The sequence below is a fragment of the Kitasatospora sp. NPDC056138 genome (assembly GCF_042264695.1).
In the GTDB taxonomy this organism is placed as follows: domain Bacteria; phylum Actinomycetota; class Actinomycetes; order Streptomycetales; family Streptomycetaceae; genus Kitasatospora.
The window spans coordinates 1-16,420 of the sequence record NZ_JBHJVK010000003.1; the positions used below are offsets into that span (position 1 = coordinate 1).

Here is a 16,420-nt window from a genome sequence, read left to right on the forward strand (position 1 = left end):
GCGGCCAGGGCACCCTCGGGGTGCTCGGCGGGTCGGTGGTCGCCGAACTGGGGATGGTGGCCTGCACGCCGCTGCTGGTCGGCCTGTTCGGACGGCTCGGCCGCCGACTGCCGCTCAGCCCCCGGCTCGCGCTGCGCGACGCGGTGCGCCACCGCGGCCGTACCGCACCCGCGGTGGCCGCGGTGATGGCGGCGGTGGCCGGTTCGGTCGCGGTCGGGATCTACAACACCAGCAACGACCAGCAGCTGCGCGACGCGTACCGGGCCAGCCTGCCGAGCGGCGCGGTCATGCTCAGCTTCGACACACGGCAGGCCCGGAGCGCCGCGCTGGCAACGCAGGAACGATCCGCCGTCGAGCAGGCGGTTCCCGGTCTCGGCACCCGTGGGGACGTCTTCCAGGTCGGCTACGGCAAGCCCTGCGCCGCGGGCTCCTCCTCCTGCGGCTACGTCCAGGTGGTGTTGCCCGAGGAACGCCGCTGCCCGGCCACCGACGGCGATCCGGCGGTGCAGACGGACCCGGGCGAGTTCGCCCGGCTGATGGGATCGGATCCCCGCTGCCGGGAGCACCACTTCTCGCTGGGCGGGGCGTTCGGGGACTTTCCGGCGGGCGACGGTGCCGTGCTGCGCAACCTCTTCGGGATCCGGGACCAGCAGACCGAGCAGGCCCTGGCCCAGGGCAAGGCGGTGGTCTTCGACCCGGCCTACGTCAAGGACGGCCGGGTCGCCGTCCGGGTGACCGAGCCGAGCGGTGACGAGAACGGCGGACTGCCCCGGGTCGGCGCCGACGGCCGGATGACCGCGCCGGCGAAGTCGGTCACCCACGAGATCCTGGTGGAGGCCGTGGTGGCGACCTCGGCGACGCCGAACGCCACCGCGCTGATCTCCCCGCAGGCCGCCGAGCGGAACGGGCTGACCGTCACGCCCACCGGTTCGGTCTGGCTGCCGGACGGGATGCCGAGCGGCTCGGCCGAACAGAGGGCGGCCGGCGCCGCCGCCACGGTCGAGGCCGACGCGAAGGTGACCGTGGAACGCGGTTACCGGTCGGACCGGGACGCGATGACCCTCGCACTGACCGGTTTCGCCGCCCTGGTCGCGCTCGGTGCGGCCGGCATCGCCACCGGGCTGGCGGCCGCCGACTCCCAGCACGACCTGGCCACCCTGGCCGCCGTCGGCGCCGACGGGGGCGTCCGCCGTCGGCTCTCCGGGTTCCAGTGCGGAGTGATCGCGGCGATGGGCGTGGTGCTCGGCACGGTCACCGGAGCCGTGCCGGCCCTCGCGATCCGCCTGGTCCAGGGCCACGCCGACCCGAAGGCCGGCACGGTGATCGTGGTCCCCTGGCTCGACCTCGGGCTCATGCTGGTCGTCCTGCCCGCCGTGGCGACGCTGCTGGCCATGCTCTTCAGCCGGTCCCGGCTGGGCGTGCTCCGCCGGGCCGCCTGACGTCGCCGCGTCGCTCCCTGGGCCGTCGGCCGACAGGGTTCCCCGGGTCCCGACGGGTCCCGGGGGCCCGGGAGGCCCGGAGGTGACAGAGGTGACAGAGGTGACGGAGGTTACTGGATCGGTGCGCGGACGTCGTGGGCACGCACCCGCATGGGCGAACTAAAGTCGTCCGTATGACGAAAACCCCGGACAGCGTCGTCCGCTCCTACATCGACCAGCACCAGGCCTCCTTCCTCCAGGACCTGTCCGACTGGTTGAGCATCCCGTCCGTCTCCGCCGACCCGGACCGGGCCGACGAGGTCCGCCGCTCGGCCCAGTGGCTGGCCGGGAAGCTGACCGCCACGGGGTTCCCGGTGGCGGAGGTCTGGGAGACCGACGGACTGCCGGCCGTGTTCGCAGAGTGGCCCTCCGGGGATTCGTCCGCCCCCACCGTGCTGGTCTACGGGCACCACGACGTGCAGCCCGCGGCCAAGGAGGACGGCTGGGCGACCGAGCCGTTCACCCCGACCGTCATCGGCAGGCAGCTGTTCGCCCGGGGCGCGGCGGACGACAAGGGCCAGGTCTTCTTCCACACGCTGGGTGTCCGGGCGCACCTGGCGGCCACCGGCCGCACCGCCCCCGCCGTCAACCTCAAGCTGCTGATCGAGGGCGAGGAGGAGTCCGGCTCGCCGAACTTCGCGAACCTGGTCCGCCGTGAGGCCGAGCGCCTGGCCGCCGATGTGGTCATCATCTCGGACACCGGCATGTGGGACGAGGACACCCCGACCGTCTGCACCGGCATGCGCGGCCTGGCCGACGCCCAGATCGACCTGTACGGCCCGGACAGCGACATCCACTCCGGTTCCTTCGGCGGCGCCGTCCCCAACCCGGCCGACGTCGCGGCCTCGCTCGCCGCGGCCCTGCACGACGCCGACCGCAGGGTGGCGGTCCCGGGCTTCTACGACGGCATCGTCGAGCTGACCGAGCAGGAGCGCGAGCTCTTCGCCGAACTGCCCTTCAACGAGGCGCAGTGGCTCAAGGTCGCCAAGTCGTACGGCACCCAGGGCGAGGCCGGCTACACCACCCTGGAGCGGGTCTGGGCCCGTCCGACCGCCGAGGTCAACGGCATCTGGGGCGGCTACACCGGCCCCGGCGGCAAGACCATCGTGCCGGCCGAGGCGCACCTCAAGCTCTCCTTCCGGCTGGTGGCGGGCCAGGAGGTGGAGAAGGTGCGGGAGGCCGTCCGTGCCTGGGTGGCCGCCCGGGTGCCCGAGGGCATCCGGTACGAGCTGGTCTTCCCCGGCGCCACCCGGCCGTGCCTGACGCCGCTGGACCACCCGGCGCTGCAGTCCACCGTCCGGGCCATGGGGCGCGCGTTCGAGAAGAAGATCCTGTTCACCCGCGAGGGGGGCTCGGGCCCGGCCGCCGACCTGCAGGACGTGCTCGGTGCCCCGGTGCTCTTCCTGGGCATCTCGGTGCCGTCGGACGGCTGGCACTCGATCAACGAGAAGGTCGAGCTCGACCTGCTGGCCAAGGGCGTCGAGACGGCCGCCTACCTCTGGGGCGACCTGGCCGAGAACTGGCGTCGGGCGTGAGAGCCGCGCACGCGCATGGCGATGAGCTGAAGACAACCAGAACGGGGATGGACCGAGTTGAGCACCGTGCCTGAGACCAAGCCTCTCGCCCTGGCCCGCGCCGGAGTGGACCGGGCCGCGCAGCACCGGTTCGACGAGCCGTGGCTGGCGGCGGCCTGGAGCCACCCGAGCACCAAGGTGCTGCCGATCTCGGGCGGCGAGGCCTTCGTGGTCGACACCGAGCCGGGGACCGAGCTGGTGCTGCTGCCCTCCTTCGAGGCGCCGCAGACCGGCGACCGGTACTTCCTCGGCACCGACGACGACGGCACCTCGTACTTCGCCCTGGCCGGCGAGAGCCTGCCCGGCCGCCTGGACGGCGACGCCCGCCCGGCCGGGCTGCGCGAGGTCGGTGGGATGCTCTCGGACCGCGACGCCGGACTGCTGGTGCACGCGGTCGCGCTGGAGCACTGGCACCGGCTGCACAGCTTCTGCTCGCGCTGCGGCCACCCGACCGAGAAGGCCGGGGCCGGACACGTGCGCCGCTGCACCTCCTGCGCCGCCGAACACTACCCGCGCACCGACCCGGCGGTGATCATGCTGATCACCGACGAGCAGGACCGCTGCCTGCTCGGCCGCCAGGCGATCTGGCCGGAGGGCCGCTGGTCCACGCTGGCCGGGTTCGTCGAGCCCGGTGAGTCGATCGAGCAGGCGGTGAGCCGGGAGGTCTTCGAGGAGGCCGGGGTCCGGGTCGCCGAGGTCGAGTACGTGGCCAGCCAGCCGTGGCCGTTCCCGGCCAGCCTGATGCTGGGCTTCCTGGGCAAGGCCGCACCGGGGGGCACCGCGATCACGGTCGACGGTGAGGAACTGGCCGAGGCGCGCTGGTTCTCCCGCGAGGAACTGCGGGCCGGAATGGTCGCGGGGGAGATCCTGTCGCCGTCCGGAATTTCGATCGCCCGTCATCTGGTCGAACTCTGGTACGGCGAGCCGCTGCCTTCGGTGGCTCGCGGCTAGTCGCCGATTTCCGCCGACTGGGTGCGGAAAGGGGGCGTGCGGATGTTCTCTGCACGCCCCTTCGGCCTTTATTGTCGGATTAATTTGACCGAATCCCTGACCGGCTTCGATGATTTCCGACCGTCAACGTCGGAACGGGTCAGGACAGGTCGAGCCAGCAGCTGACGGTCTTGCCGGTCAGCCGGGTGGTCACCGTCCACTCCTCGCAGAGCATGGTGACGATGGCCAGGCCCCGCCCGCTGGAGTCCTCCTCGCCGGCCTCGCGGGCCTGGGGCAGCTCGCGGCCGAAGTCCGCGACCGAGATCTGCAGGGCGGCGTCGGTCAGCGCCAGGGTGATCGAGATCGCGCCCCGGCCGTACCGCACCGCATTGGTGACCAGCTCGGACACCAGCAGCTGGGCGCTGTCGACCAGGTCGGCGGCGCCCCAGGCGGCCAGTGCGGTACTGGTCAGCAGGCGGGCCCGGCCGACGTTGCGCGGCTGGGGCGGGAAGGTGGCCGTCACCGACCAAGCGCCGCGATCGGCGGCTTCGAGGGTGCGGCCGGGCCGCTGCCGGGCGCCGCCCGGGGCAGCGCGTTGCTGGTCGGTCTGGCGCGCGTTGTACAGGTGCGCGGAACTGGTTACGGGCATGGATCCGCCCCCGGTGTGCTGGTTGGAATACGGCGCCGGATTTGGCGACGGTGTCGCCGGGCGACCGCAATCGTTCTGGTTGGGATCAATCTCGGAATCCCCAATCCCGGCCAATATTGGCCGGTTTCGCTGAAATGGCGCAAGCCCTCTCGCTACATTCACTCGGGTGACAATCCCACGGGGCAGTGCCCAATCACCGAAGTACCAGCGTCTGGCCGCCGATCTGCGCCGCCGCATCGCGGCCGGGGAGTGGCCGAGCGACGTCCCGCTCCCGGTCGAGGGGGAGCTGGAGCAGCAGTACGGCGTGGCCCGCAACACCGTCCGCCTCGCGGTCGACGTGCTGGTCAACGAGGGCAGGCTGGTCCGCCTCCAGGGCAAGGGGACCTTCCTCAAGGACCACCCGGTGCTGGACCACCGGGCGTACGGTCCCGCGCCCGTCCCCGGCCTGCCGGACTGCCTGGCCGCCCCCTCCGAGGTCTACCCGAAAGAGGCGCAGACGGCGGGACGCCGGTTGACGGTGGACTTCGAGATGCTGATCGTCCGGGCCCGGGTGGACATCGCCGAGCGGCTCGGGATGCGGCCGGGCGAGGCCGTGGTGGTCCGCCGCCAGCTGCGGCTGATGGACCGTGAGCCGTACTCGATCGAGGAGAGCCACTACCGGGCCGGGCTGGCCGCCGGCACGCCGCTGATGGAGCCCGATCCGGTGCCGGGCGGGGACGAGTCGGTGCTGGCCGCGCTCGGCCGCACCGAGATCGGCGCGGTGGACCACCTGGTGTCGCGGATGCCCGGGCCCGAGGAGTCGGCCTGGTTCCAGGGCGGGCCCGGGGTGCCGCTGCTGGTGCAGACCCGGGTGACGTACGACCGGCGCGGTCCGGTCCGGGTGGTCGAGTCGCGCTACTCGGCGGACCGCTGCCGGCTGGTGTACGGACTCGGCGAGCTGGGCGCCCGGCCGGTGCCCGGGCCCGAGGCGGACGGCCCCGGGCCGGAGCAGGCCGGGGTCGCCGCGGAGTTGATCCCGGGTCAGGCGGCCAAGGCCTTCTTGACCTGAAGCAGGCTCGGGTTGGTCATCACGACCCGCTCGCCACCGCCGGCCGGCTGGACCAGCACGGTCGGGACGGTCTGGTTGCCGTTGTTCACCGACTCGACGAAGGACGCCGAGTCCGGGTCCTGCTCGATGTTGATCTCGGTGTAGCCGATGCCCTCGCGGTCCAGCTGGCTCTTCAGACGGTTGCAGTACCCGCACCAGGTCGTGCTGTACATCGTGACGCTGCCGGACATGGCGTTGGGCTCCTTCGGGAAGGGGGCTTGCGGTCTGTGGCCAGAACGTACGGAGTGCTTCCGACATTCCTCGTGCGCCCGGCGTGCGACTTGGCGCGCGCGCCGGTTCACGGAGTGATTATCCGTTCACCCTGCCGGGCCTGTGGACAACCCGGGCCGGATCGTCAGTCGACCCTGCGAGGATGGAGGGCATGCAGCAAGAGCTCCTGGGCACCTCCGGTCCGTACGACACCCCCGGCCCCGCCGGCGGGGCGGCGGTCGGCGCCGACGCCGTGCTGGCGGGCCTCGACCCCGAGCAGCGGGCGGTGGCCACGGCCCTGCACGGGCCCGTCTGCGTCCTCGCGGGCGCCGGGACGGGCAAGACCAGGGCGATCACCCACCGGATCGCCTACGGCGTGCGCAGCGGCGTCTACCAGCCGCAGCAGGTGCTCGCCGTCACCTTCACCGCCCGCGCGGCCGGCGAGATGCGCGGCCGGCTGCGCCAGCTCGGCGCCGAGGGCGTGCAGGCCCGCACCTTCCACTCCGCCGCGCTCCGCCAGCTCCAGTACTTCTGGCCGCGCGCGATCGGCGGCGAGGTGCCCAGGCTGCTGGAGCGCAAGGTGCAGCTGGTCGCCGAGGCCGCCGGCCGCAGCGGCCTGCGGGTCCAGCGCACCGAACTGCGCGACCTCACCAGCGAGATCGAGTGGGCCAAGGTCACCCAGATCGTGCCGGACGACTACCCGGCCGCCGTGCTCAAGACCGGCCGCGACGCCCCGCGCGACCCGGCCGAGATCGCCCGGGTCTACGCCACCTACGAGCAGACCAAGCGCGACCGCGGTGTGATCGACTTCGAGGACGTGTTGCTGCTGACCGCCGCGATCCTGGAGGACCGCCCGGAGATCGCCGACCGGGTCCGGGCCCAGTACCGTCACTTCACGGTGGACGAGTACCAGGACGTCTCCCCGCTCCAGCAGCGCCTGCTCGACCAGTGGACGGCGGGCGGCGCCAGTCTCTGCGTGGTCGGCGACGCCAGCCAGACCATCTACTCCTTCACCGGCGCCACCCCCGACTACCTGCTGAACTTCCGCAACCGGCACCCCGAGGCCACGGTGGTCAAGCTGGTCCGCGACTACCGCTCCACCCCGCAGGTGGTGCACCTGGCCAACGGCCTGCTCGCCCAGGCCAGGGGCCACGCGGCCCAGCACCGCCTGGAGCTGATCTCGCAGCGCGAGGCCGGTCCCGACCCGGTCTACGTCGAGTACCCGGACGAGCCGACCGAGGCCGAGAGCACCGCCCACGCGATCGAGAGGCTGCTGGCCCAGGGCGTGCGGGCGAGTGAGATCGCGGTGCTGTTCCGTACCAACGGCCAGTCCGAGGTCTACGAACAGGCGCTGGCCGACCTCGGCATCTCGTACCAGCTCAAGGGCGCCGAGCGGTTCTTCGAGCGGCCGGAGGTGCGGGACTCGGTGATGCTGCTGCGCGGTGCCGCCCGCGCCGGGTCCGACCCGCTGACCGCCGGGGCGCCCGACCTCGCCGGGCAGGTCCGGGCGGTGCTGGCCAGCCGGGGCTTCACCCCGGTGCCCCCGGCCGGTTCGGGCACCGTCCGCGAGCGGTGGGAGTCGCTGGCCGCCCTGGTCCGGCTCGCCGAGGAGTTCGAGGCCGCCCGGCTGGGCGCGGGCGGGGCCGCGGATCTCGCGGCCTACGTCGCCGAGCTCGACGCCCGCGCCGCCGCTCAGCACGCCCCCGCGGTGGAGGGCGTCACACTGGCCTCGCTGCACGCCGCCAAGGGTCTGGAGTGGGACGCCGTCTTCCTGGTCGGCCTCTCCGAGGGCACCCTGCCGATCATCTACGCCAAGACCGACGAGCAGGTCGAGGAGGAGCGCCGACTGCTCTACGTCGGGGCCACCCGCGCCAGGGTGCACCTGACGCTGTCCTGGGCGCTCGCGCGCTCCCCGGGCGGCCGGGCGAGCCGCAGGCCCACCCGCTTCCTGGACGGCCTGCGGCCGGGCTCCAGCGCCCCGGGCGGGCGCTCGCGCGCAGGCCGGGGCGGGGTGGAGTCCGGGGTCGAGCGCTCGGCCGGCCGCAAGGTGCGCGGGCCGGTCAAGTGCCGGGTCTGCGACCGCACACTGACCGAAGCGGTGGAGCGCAAGCTGCGCCGCTGCGAGGACTGCCCCTCCTCGATGGACGAGGCGCTGTTCGAGCGGTTGCGCGAGTGGCGGGCCGGACAGGCGAAGAAGCAGGGCGCCCCGGCCTACGTCGTCTTCACCGACGCGACCCTGATGGCGATCGCCGAGGACGTCCCCGCCAGCGCCCGCGAACTGGCGCTGATCTCGGGAGTGGGCGCCATGAAACTGGACAAGTACGGGGCCGCCGTGCTGTCGTTGTGTGCTGGGGAGGTTCCCGAGGACGAGTCCGAGGGCGACCAGCAGGGGGAGACCCCAGGGGGAGACTCGGGGGAGTCGGACGAGCCGGCCTGAGCCGCTCGCAAGACCACTTCGGAACTCGCCGAAAAAATAGTTTGCGCGCCGTGCTGGGAGCGCAATAGCCTGCCGGAGCGGTCAAGGGGACAAGACCGCGAGCTGGACGGGGTCACTCCTGAAACAGCTTCCCCCTGCGCACCATCAGCCGTACCTGCTTGACCTGACAGACATCCGAACATCGGAGCCCGGGGGACTGGGCACCGCGAGACGCCGAGAGGAGGCGAAGACAGTGGGAACCAAGATGATCACCAAACTGACTGGCCAGACCGTCATCGCCATGCCTTGGCGTGCACTCTCGCAGTTCGACGCCACCGGCACCTCGATCGTCGCCGCGCAGCTGCGTGACGTGGTCGTCCCTGCCGAGGGCGGTCTGGGTCTCGACGCCACCGGTGTCTCCATTGCCAATGCCGCTGTTCTCGGCGGCTCCACTGTCAGTGGTCCTGGCAACACTGATGCCACGTCCGTCGAGTCGGGTCTGTCCCGTAGCGAGCGACCGCTCCAGGCATCGAAGGCCGTCGTAGCCGCCACCAAGCATGGCGACTATGCGCGGGTCATCGGTGCCGGAGCAGCCCAGAAGCAGGAGCAGCAGCAGATCAACCTGGCCGAGGCCGCCTTTACCGGCGCCATGGCCATCCGGATGCGGGCCTTCCGCGGGCCTGGACCCTGGAGAGAGCGAACCTGAGGCACCCTCAGGTCGGCACTCCAGGGCCGCGGAACCCCGTAACACCGGGATCCGCGGCCCTTCTGTTTGTCCGGTACGTCAGACCCACCCTGGCCCCTCGGGGCCTCCGATCCAGCCCCACCAGCAGGCCGGGATCGGAACCACAGAGAGAAGACGAGGAACACCCACAGTGTCCACGGTCATCACACCGCCACTCCCGTCCGTACCGACAGACAACACCAAGGCCGACCAGGCCGACCCTCCGGAGGTTTCCCTCATGCAGCTCACCGCGCTCGACGACGCCGAGGCCCTCGGCCAGACCATCCCGTGTCGTGCCTTCGACCCCGAGGTCTTCTTCGCGGAGACGCCGGCCGACGTCGAGTACGCCAAGTCGCTCTGCGGCACCTGCCCGGTGAAGGAGGCGTGCCTGGCCGGTGCGCTGGAGCGGCGTGAGCCGTGGGGCGTCTGGGGTGGCGAGCTCTTCGTGCAGGGCGTGGTCGTCGCCCGCAAGCGGCCCCGGGGCCGTCCGCGCAAGAACGAGGTCGTGGCATGAACCCCGCGAAGTCCGCGGCAGCCGTCGGTCGGGGAGAGCAGCCCCCGATGGACAGCGCTCTGCGGCACTCCATCCGTATCGCCGCCGCCAAGGCGGATGCAGAACTCTCCCGTCCCTTCCCGAACACGCACCACGAGCAGGACCACCACATGACCCCCGCCGCCATCGATCCGACCGTCCGCGCCGAGCAGACCACCGAACTTCAGATCCAGAACAGGACACTCGAAATGCATCTTCTCCAGGAATCCCTGGCCCGGGCCCATATGCAAGAGCGCTTGCAAGAGGCCGAGCACCAACGTCTGGTCCTCCGCGTCGCGCGGGCGGCGAAGCTGAAGCGCCGCGCCGAGCGCGCTTCGCTGCGTGCCCGCAAGGCGCTCGCGGCCGCCGTGATGTAAGCGCCCCGCGCCCGGCAGGTTCCGGCCTGCACCACAGTGACGGCGATGGCCGCTCCCCTGCGAATAGGGGAGCGGCCATCGCCGCATCACGCTCTCCCTTGAGCGTCAGCCCTCTTCCAGGACCTCGGCCAGGGCGTCTTCCAGCGCGGCCCCGGCAGCGGCCTCATCGGCGAAGCCGGGGAGCCAGTCCAGCATCTCGGCCCGGAACGGCGCCTTGGCGCCCAGCTGGCAGAGCACCCCGATGGTGCTGAGCGTGACCCGGTGGATCAGCAGGTAGGCGGGCGGCAGGTTGAGCTGCTTGCCGAGGTTGTAGGCGGGCGAGCGGGGGTCGGCGATCCGGGCGGCCTGGGCACGCATCCAGCTGCGGGTGAAGTGGAAGGTGTCCACGCTGGCCGGTTCGATGATCGGCAGCAGGTACCGAAGGACGGCGTCCGGGTCCAGCTCGGTCGACGGCTTGACGAAGCCCTCCTCGCGGAGCATGTCCAGGACTCCGGAGGCGTCCCCGGCGAGGGCCATCCGCAGCGAGTCCCCGATCGGGGTGGGCAGCCCCTCGGGCAGCCGGTCCACGGTGCCGAAGTCGAGTACGCCCAGGCGCCAACCTGACGCGGTCCTGCCGTCCTTGATGAGCCGGAAGTTCCCGGGGTGCGGGTCGGCGTGCAGCAGGCCGGTGCGGGACGGGCCGGCGAACAGGAAGCGGGCCAGCAACTGGCCGGCCCGGTCGCGCTCGCGCTGGGTGCCGTTCGCGATCACCTCGGCCAGCGGGACACCGTCCAGCCACTCGGTGATCAGCACCTGGTCGGTCTGGGCCACCACCCTGGGCACCGTGATGTCCGGGTCGTCGGCGAACTCCTCGGCGTGCCGCCGCTGGGCCTCCGCCTCCAGCTCGTAGTCGAGCTCCTCGGAGACGCGTTCACGCAGCTCGGAGATCAGCGGCTTGATGTCGAGCCCGGGGATCAGCGGACCGACCAGCCAGGCCACCCGGCTGAGCTGGGTGAGGTCGGAGAGCAGTGCGTCACCGGCGCCCGGGTACTGGACCTTGACCGCGACCTCGCGCCCGTCGTGCCAGACGGCCCGGTGCACCTGGCCGATCGAGGCGGCGGCCGCCGGACGGTCGTCGAACTGCCGGAACTTCGACCGCCAGTCCTTGCCGAGCCGCTCGGACAGTGCGGCATGCACGGAGGCGGCGGGCATCGGGGGTGCGGCGTCCTGGAGTTTGGTCAGGGCGGCCCGGTAGGGCCCGGCGACCTCCTCGGGCAGTGCGGCCTCGAAGACGGACAGCACCTGCCCGAACTTCATCGCTCCGCCTTTCAACTCCCCGAGGACCTTGAAGAGTTGGTCGGCGGTGGCCTGCTGGAGTTCGGCGGTGACCACCTCCGCCGAACGCCCGCCGATCCGCTTGCCGAAGCCCAGGGTGGCGCGTCCGGCTATCCCGAGGGGCAGGGCGGCGAGCCGAGCCGTGCGGGTCACTGCCTTGCGCGGAAGATCGCTCACCCGGGGGCCTCCAAGTCAGTTGTCCCCGTCGGTCACAACAGACCGGAGGATGGTGGTCACTACGCCATTGTGCCCGCTCGACCGATCTGCTCGGTCGAACGGTCCGGTCCGATCGAATGCCTTGAGCGAAACCGCTGTTCACGCCGCCGGTCACACCGCTGGTCACGCGCTGATCGTGGTGCCGGTCGGATGGGCGACCGACACCCGGGTGCCTCGGTGCCTTGGCGTCTAGGCGCCTCGGCGTTTAGGTACCTCGGTGTCCGGGTGGGACCTGCGGCGCGCGTGGGGGCGTGCCCGACCGCTGGGGGCGCGCGTCAGCCCGAGTGCATCGACTCGTCAGGGGTGGGCCTGGGCCGGGGTACCGACTGCCAGAGGCAGCCGCAGTCCGGGTGGCTCGGCAGCCGCAGGCGCCGGGCCATGCCGTCGGCGGCGGACACCTCGCACCAGCCGTCGATGCTCGGCGGGCTCCCGCCGTCCAGGTACAGCTGGACGTGCAGCGCGGCGAGCCCGGCCACCGCGGTGGCGAGCGCGCTGTCGCAGGCGGGCGCCCGGGGCCGCCCGGGGCCCTCGTCGCCGAGCTGGGCGAGCAGCCTGGGCCAGGCCTCGTCCTCGTCCCGCCGGGCCAGGGTCGCGCAGCTGCCGCAGGCCGAGGCGCCGGGCAGGACCAGCGGCCCGACGACGCCCAGGTGCTCCAGCACGCCGACGTACAGGTGCGGGATGCCCGCGCGCATCAGCCGGTGGGCCTCGGCCGCCGCACCGGTGAAGGCGCCGCTGCCGTCCCGGGGAGCCAGCACGACCAGCACGGGCGGTGTGTCGGCGCCCGGCCGGCGGGACGGGCGGTACCGCTCGCCGACAGCGGCCCCGGAGGCCCGGTGCACCACGTCCCGGGCGGCGGTGGTGCGCAGCCGGCCGACCTCGGTGGGCGGGTACCCGGCGGGGGAGCAGTCCCGTGCCGTGACCCGGCCCTTGTCCAGGACGGTGACCGAACCGACCCCGCCCGCGGCGAGTGCGGCGGCGACGGCCGCGCCCACCCGCCCGGCGCCGCGCACCTCGACCCTGGCCCGGCACCGCCCCCGGAGCACCGCCGGGGCCTCACCGGGCGCCGGGTGCACCAGGGAGAGCGAGGCGAGGTCGGGGCCGAGCAGGTCCTGGCGCGGCCGCGGGTACCCGGCCAGGGCCTTGGCGGTGGCCTCCGCGTCGTCCAGCAGGCCGCTCTGCGCCAGCGAGGCGAGCAGCTGCGCGGCCACCGCGCTGCCGAGGCCGAGCCGCTCCCCGGCGTCGAGCAGGGCGCTGTGCTCCCGGGTGCCGTCGATCAGGTCCAGGAAGGCGGTGACGGCCTGGTCGACCTCCTCGACCAGCCGGGCGTGCCGACGGACGGTGCCGAACTGCAGGGTGTCTCGGTCCCGCCAGGCGCGGGAGAGTGCGGGCTTGAGCATGGGCCTGGACACGGGCTGCATGGCGGTCCTCCGGCGCGGTGCGAGGGCGGTACGGGACGTTGTGAGGGTGGTGCGGGGGCGGTACGGGACGTTGCGGGGGCGGTGCCGGGACGTGGCGTGAGTGGTGGTCCGACGGCAGGATGCCCGATGGCGCCGTCGGTCCGGGCCCGGTTGTCCACAGGCCCGGACCGATGATCGGACCAGCGTTTCGCACACCCTGTGGACAACTCCCGCAGCCGGTCCGGCAGCACCTTTCGCTACCGATCGGTCCGGGAAACATTTCGGCCACGGCAGCGGACTTCCGTCCGTGACACCGGGTAACGTCGGGTGCCATGGCAGCCGAAAGGGACTCCCATCCTTCGGTGTCGCCTCGGCGTGCCCGTGCAGCGTCCGGGCCGGTAGTGGCGACGCCGAGCAGCCGTGCGCGCCCGGCACCCGGCGCCTCCCCGCTCGCCGGTGCCGCCCCGCACCCCGACACCGCCTCGGTCCGCGAGACCTCCTCGTCCGTCCGGGAGACCCCGGCCGGCCGGGACGGCCGGGACGCAGCCCTGCTCCCCGCCCGGTCCGACGTCGAGGTCCGCCGCAGCGCCCGCCGCAGCCGTACGGTCTCCGCCTACCGCGAGGGCGACCGGACGATCGTGCTGATCCCCGCCCGGATGTCGCACGCGGAGGAGCAGCGTTGGGTGGCGCAGATGCTCGACAAGCTGGCCGCGCAGGAGAGCCGCCGTACGCTCGGGGACGACGCCCTGGCGGTACGGGCCCGGGAGCTGTCGGCGGCCTACCTGGGCGGCCGGGCCGAGCCCGAGCAGGTCCGCTGGGTGACCAACCAGAACTCCCGCTGGGGCTCCTGCACCCCCAGCGAGCGCACCATCAGACTCTCCCACCGGCTCCAGGGCATGCCCGGCTACGTCGTGGACTACGTGCTGCTGCACGAGCTGGCGCACCTGCTGGTGCCCGACCACGGCCCGGCCTTCTGGGCGCTGTTGGAGGCGTACCCGCGCACCGAGCGCGCGCGCGGGTACCTGGAGGGTGTCGCCTCCGCCGCCCGGCTGCCGCACATCCCCGGTGCGCGCGGCGGCCGTGCCCCGGTGCCGGACGAGGACGAAGCCCCCGAGTCCTGCGACTGACGCTCGCCGGTGGCGCGGAGCGGTGGCGCCACGACCCTGCGGCGGGCCGGTCACGCGGTGTCCCGCGCCGTCGGCGCCTGCACGGTCCCCGGAGTGCCTGCCCGACAGCGGCGCACGGTCGGCCGTCCGGCGTCCCGCCGTGCAGCGCCCCGAGGAGCGCTCCGGCCAGTCGTTCGGCCGGTTCGGCCTGTCAGGCAGTGCGCAGGCGCGCCAGGGCGACCAGCTCGCGGACGGAGACGTCGGTCAGCTCCGGCAGGCGGTCGTAGTCGAACCAGCGCAGGTCCAGCGACTCCTCGCTGATCAGCGCCTCCGCGCCGGCCGGGGCCAGCGCGACGTACTGGACGTCGAGGTGGGTGTTCTCCGGCTGGTCCTTGCCGGTGCAGCGCACCTGGTGCCGGTCGAGCTTGACCGGTGTCGGCACACCGTCGACGCCGAGCAGCCGGAGCCCCTGGATCCCGGACTCCTCGGTGGCCTCGCGCAGTGCGGCGGCGGCCAGGGTGGCGTCGCCGGGCTCGCAGTGGCCGCCCATCTGCAGCCAGATGCCGACCTTGGGGTGCAGGGTCAGCAGCACCCGCCCGGCGGCCGGGTCGACCACCACGGCGCTGGCGGTGATGTGCGCGGGCAGGCAGCTGCGGTAGAGGCCCTCCGGCTGGTCTGCCAGGTGGTTGAGGTAGTCCCGGCGGAGCTGTTCCTGGTCGGCGTCGGCCACGGACCAGCCGGACAGGGCGCGGACGGCGTCGGAGTGCAGGCCGGTGCCGGCCGTGTCGATCAGGGTCATGCCTTGTTCTCGCCCTCGCCCTTGCCGTTCCCGTCCGACTCCTTGCCCGGCTCGGCGGAGCCCGGCCCACCCGTGCCGTGCCCGCCCGCCGCGGCCTCGCCGAGCAGCTTGTCGAGTGCGTCGAAGTCGATGCCGCCCTCGGCGGCGTCACCGGTGCCCTGGTGCACGAAGCCGTCCGGGTCGTCCAGGTCGGCGGCGGTGGGGAGCATGTCGGGGTGCTCCCAGAGCGAGTCGCGGCCCTCGATGCCGCGCGCGTCGGCCAGCGAGGCCCACAGCCGGGAGGCGTCGCGCAGCCGGCGCGGACGGAGTTCGAGGCCGACCAGGGTGGCGAAGGTCTGCTCGGCGGGGCCACCGGCGGCGCGGCGGCGGCGTACCGTCTCGCGCAGGGCGCCGGCCTGCGGCAGGTGCGGCTCGGCGGCGGCGTGCACGACCGCGTCCACCCAGCCCTCGACCAGGGCGAGGGCGGTCTCCAGGCGGGCCAGGGCGGCCTTCTGCGCCGGGGTGTCCTCCGGCTGGAGCAGGCCTCCCGCGAGGGCCTCCTGGAGCGCTTCGGGGTTGCTCGGGTCGAGCTGGCCGACCAGCTCCTCCATCCGGGAGCTGTCCACCTTGATGCCGCGCGCGTAGGCCTCGACGGCGCCGAACAGGTGCGCCCGAAGCCACGGGACGTGGGCGAAGAGCCGCTGGTGGGCCGCCTCGCGCAGGGCCAGGTAGAGCCGGACCTCCTCGGCGGGGACGCTCAGGCCCTCGCCGAACTCGGCGACGTTCTGCGGCAGCAGCGCCGCCTTGCCGGCCGGGGCGAGCGGCAGGCCGACGTCGGTGGAGCCGACCACCTCGGCGGCCAGCGCGCCGAGCGCCTGGCCGATCTGGGTGCCGAACATCGCGCCGCCCATCGAGCGCATCATGCCCATCAGTGGCCCGGCCATGGCCTGCATCTCCTCGGGCAGCACGCCGCCCATGGCGCCCGCGACCCGCTCGGCGACCGGGTCGACCAGGTCCTTCCAGACCGGCAGGGTGGCCTCGATCCACTCGGCCCGGCTCCACGCCACGGCGGTGTTCGCGCCGGAGGGGAACTCGGTGGCGGAGTCGAGCCAGAGGTCGGCGAGGCGGACGGCCTCCTCGACGGCCGAGCGCTCGGCGGCGCCGACCGAACGGTCCTTGCTCTTGCCCTCGGCGGGCTCGGCGACCACGGTCTGCCGGGCGATGTCCTTGGCCAGCTCCCAGTTCACCGGGCCGCCGTCGAAGGAGAGCATCTGGCCGAGCTGCTGGAAGGCGGCGCCCAGGTCGTTGGGGTTGAGCCCGCCGAACATCGCACCGAAGGGGTTGTCGCCCCCGCCGGGGCCACCGGGGGCGCCGGGCATGCCCATGCCGCCCATGCCGAAGAGGGCGCCCAGCGGGTTGGCACCGCCGAAGCCGAAGGGCTGCTGCGGCGTCGGGCCGGAGCCCGGTTCGGAGCCCTTGGCCGCGTCCGACCTGCCCTGCCCGGGCCTGTCCTGACCGTGCTCGTCCTTGCCGGGCGTGGCCTTGCCGTCCTCGGGCTCCTCGGGCGGAACGCCGAATCCGAAGGGGAGGTCGCTCACGGGGTCCTCGATCTGGTCGGCCGTCACGCGGGTG

Annotated in this window: 14 protein-coding genes and 1 pseudogene; 9 read left to right on the forward strand and 6 right to left on the reverse strand. The window is 73.2% G+C overall.

All coding sequences use genetic code 11. The annotated features are described in order from the left end of the window. From ACFC1R_RS02940 to nudC, 3 genes and pseudogenes are all read left to right on the forward strand, one after another. Positions 1 to 1,439, forward strand: a pseudogene (locus ACFC1R_RS02940) (ABC transporter permease); the annotation flags it as partial. A gap of 173 nt (positions 1,440 to 1,612) precedes the next feature. Then, positions 1,613 to 3,013, forward strand: coding sequence for a dipeptidase (locus ACFC1R_RS02945; RefSeq protein WP_375931667.1), 1,401 nt, complete (start codon positions 1,613 to 1,615; stop codon positions 3,011 to 3,013). Positions 3,014 to 3,070: 57 nt separating this feature from the next. Continuing rightward, positions 3,071 to 4,003, forward strand: a complete 933-nt coding sequence (gene nudC, locus ACFC1R_RS02950; protein WP_375931670.1) for an NAD(+) diphosphatase — start codon at positions 3,071 to 3,073, stop codon at positions 4,001 to 4,003. 139 nt (positions 4,004 to 4,142) lie between these two features. On the opposite strand, the gene ACFC1R_RS02955 is transcribed toward nudC, so the two are convergent. Continuing rightward, positions 4,143 to 4,631 (reverse strand): ATP-binding protein, encoded by a 489-nt coding sequence (locus ACFC1R_RS02955; protein WP_375931673.1) that lies wholly within the window; start codon positions 4,629 to 4,631, stop codon positions 4,143 to 4,145. Between the two features lie 166 nt (positions 4,632 to 4,797). On the opposite strand from ACFC1R_RS02955, the gene ACFC1R_RS02960 reads away from it, so the two are divergent. Beyond that, positions 4,798 to 5,679 (forward strand): GntR family transcriptional regulator, encoded by an 882-nt coding sequence (locus ACFC1R_RS02960; RefSeq protein WP_375931676.1) that lies wholly within the window; start codon positions 4,798 to 4,800, stop codon positions 5,677 to 5,679. Here the strand turns inward: ACFC1R_RS02960 and ACFC1R_RS02965 are convergent. Next, positions 5,652 to 5,909, reverse strand: coding sequence for a mycoredoxin (locus ACFC1R_RS02965; RefSeq protein ID WP_375931679.1), 258 nt, complete (start codon positions 5,907 to 5,909; stop codon positions 5,652 to 5,654). The genes ACFC1R_RS02960 and ACFC1R_RS02965 overlap by 28 nt on opposite strands. Before the next feature lie 182 nt (positions 5,910 to 6,091). Between ACFC1R_RS02965 and ACFC1R_RS02970 the strand changes: the two genes are divergently transcribed. The 4 genes from ACFC1R_RS02970 (at position 6,092) to ACFC1R_RS02985 (ending at position 9,977) form a co-directional block, all read left to right on the forward strand. Continuing rightward, complete coding sequence (locus ACFC1R_RS02970) at positions 6,092 to 8,365, forward strand: ATP-dependent DNA helicase UvrD2 (RefSeq protein WP_375931682.1); 2,274 nt, start codon at positions 6,092 to 6,094, stop codon at positions 8,363 to 8,365. Positions 8,366 to 8,609: 244 nt separating this feature from the next. After that, positions 8,610 to 9,050, forward strand: coding sequence for a hypothetical protein (locus tag ACFC1R_RS02975; protein ID WP_375931685.1), 441 nt, complete (start codon positions 8,610 to 8,612; stop codon positions 9,048 to 9,050). A 169-nt stretch (positions 9,051 to 9,219) separates the two neighbouring features. Further along, positions 9,220 to 9,582: a WhiB family transcriptional regulator gene (locus ACFC1R_RS02980; RefSeq protein ID WP_375931688.1), complete on the forward strand. Its 363-nt coding sequence runs from the start codon at positions 9,220 to 9,222 to the stop codon at positions 9,580 to 9,582. A 47-nt stretch (positions 9,583 to 9,629) separates the two neighbouring features. Beyond that, positions 9,630 to 9,977 carry a hypothetical protein gene (locus ACFC1R_RS02985; protein ID WP_375931691.1) on the forward strand — a complete coding sequence of 116 codons (348 nt, stop codon included), beginning with the start codon at positions 9,630 to 9,632 and terminating at the stop codon, positions 9,975 to 9,977. 105 nt (positions 9,978 to 10,082) lie between these two features. On the opposite strand, the gene ACFC1R_RS02990 is transcribed toward ACFC1R_RS02985, so the two are convergent. Next, the gene (locus ACFC1R_RS02990) at positions 10,083 to 11,468 is read right to left on the reverse strand and encodes an ABC1 kinase family protein (protein WP_375931694.1); all 1,386 of its coding nucleotides are present in this window, start codon (positions 11,466 to 11,468) and stop codon (positions 10,083 to 10,085) included. A 314-nt stretch (positions 11,469 to 11,782) separates the two neighbouring features. After that, on the reverse strand, positions 11,783 to 12,925 hold the full coding sequence (locus tag ACFC1R_RS02995) for a ThiF family adenylyltransferase (RefSeq protein WP_375931697.1): 1,143 nt from the start codon (positions 12,923 to 12,925) through the stop codon (positions 11,783 to 11,785). A gap of 527 nt (positions 12,926 to 13,452) precedes the next feature. On the opposite strand from ACFC1R_RS02995, the gene ACFC1R_RS03000 reads away from it, so the two are divergent. Continuing rightward, positions 13,453 to 14,031, forward strand: a complete 579-nt coding sequence (locus ACFC1R_RS03000) for a M48 family metallopeptidase (protein ID WP_375932249.1) — start codon at positions 13,453 to 13,455, stop codon at positions 14,029 to 14,031. A 190-nt stretch (positions 14,032 to 14,221) separates the two neighbouring features. Here the strand turns inward: ACFC1R_RS03000 and ACFC1R_RS03005 are convergent, their stop codons facing one another. Beyond that, entirely contained in the window at positions 14,222 to 14,809 is a 588-nt protein-coding gene (locus tag ACFC1R_RS03005; RefSeq protein WP_375931700.1) for an NUDIX hydrolase, read from the reverse strand. Beyond that, positions 14,806 to 16,386, reverse strand: a complete 1,581-nt coding sequence (locus ACFC1R_RS03010) for a zinc-dependent metalloprotease (RefSeq protein WP_375932252.1) — start codon at positions 16,384 to 16,386, stop codon at positions 14,806 to 14,808. The genes ACFC1R_RS03005 and ACFC1R_RS03010 overlap by 4 nt, the downstream gene beginning before the upstream one ends. Between the last annotated feature and the right edge of the window lie 34 nt (positions 16,387 to 16,420).

Coding starts and splice junctions, on each gene's coding strand:
- ACFC1R_RS02965 (WP_375931679.1), bottom strand. CDS start 5,909: ATGTCCGGCAGCGTCACGATGTACAGCACGACCTGGTGCGGGTACTGC.
- ACFC1R_RS02985 (WP_375931691.1), top strand. CDS start 9,630: ATGGACAGCGCTCTGCGGCACTCCATCCGTATCGCCGCCGCCAAGGCG.
- ACFC1R_RS02970 (WP_375931682.1), top strand. CDS start 6,092: ATGGAGGGCATGCAGCAAGAGCTCCTGGGCACCTCCGGTCCGTACGAC.
- ACFC1R_RS02995 (WP_375931697.1), bottom strand. CDS start 12,925: ATGCAGCCCGTGTCCAGGCCCATGCTCAAGCCCGCACTCTCCCGCGCC.
- ACFC1R_RS02975 (WP_375931685.1), top strand. CDS start 8,610: ATGATCACCAAACTGACTGGCCAGACCGTCATCGCCATGCCTTGGCGT.
- ACFC1R_RS02955 (WP_375931673.1), bottom strand. CDS start 4,631: ATGCCCGTAACCAGTTCCGCGCACCTGTACAACGCGCGCCAGACCGAC.
- ACFC1R_RS03005 (WP_375931700.1), bottom strand. CDS start 14,809: ATGACCCTGATCGACACGGCCGGCACCGGCCTGCACTCCGACGCCGTC.
- ACFC1R_RS02945 (WP_375931667.1), top strand. CDS start 1,613: ATGACGAAAACCCCGGACAGCGTCGTCCGCTCCTACATCGACCAGCAC.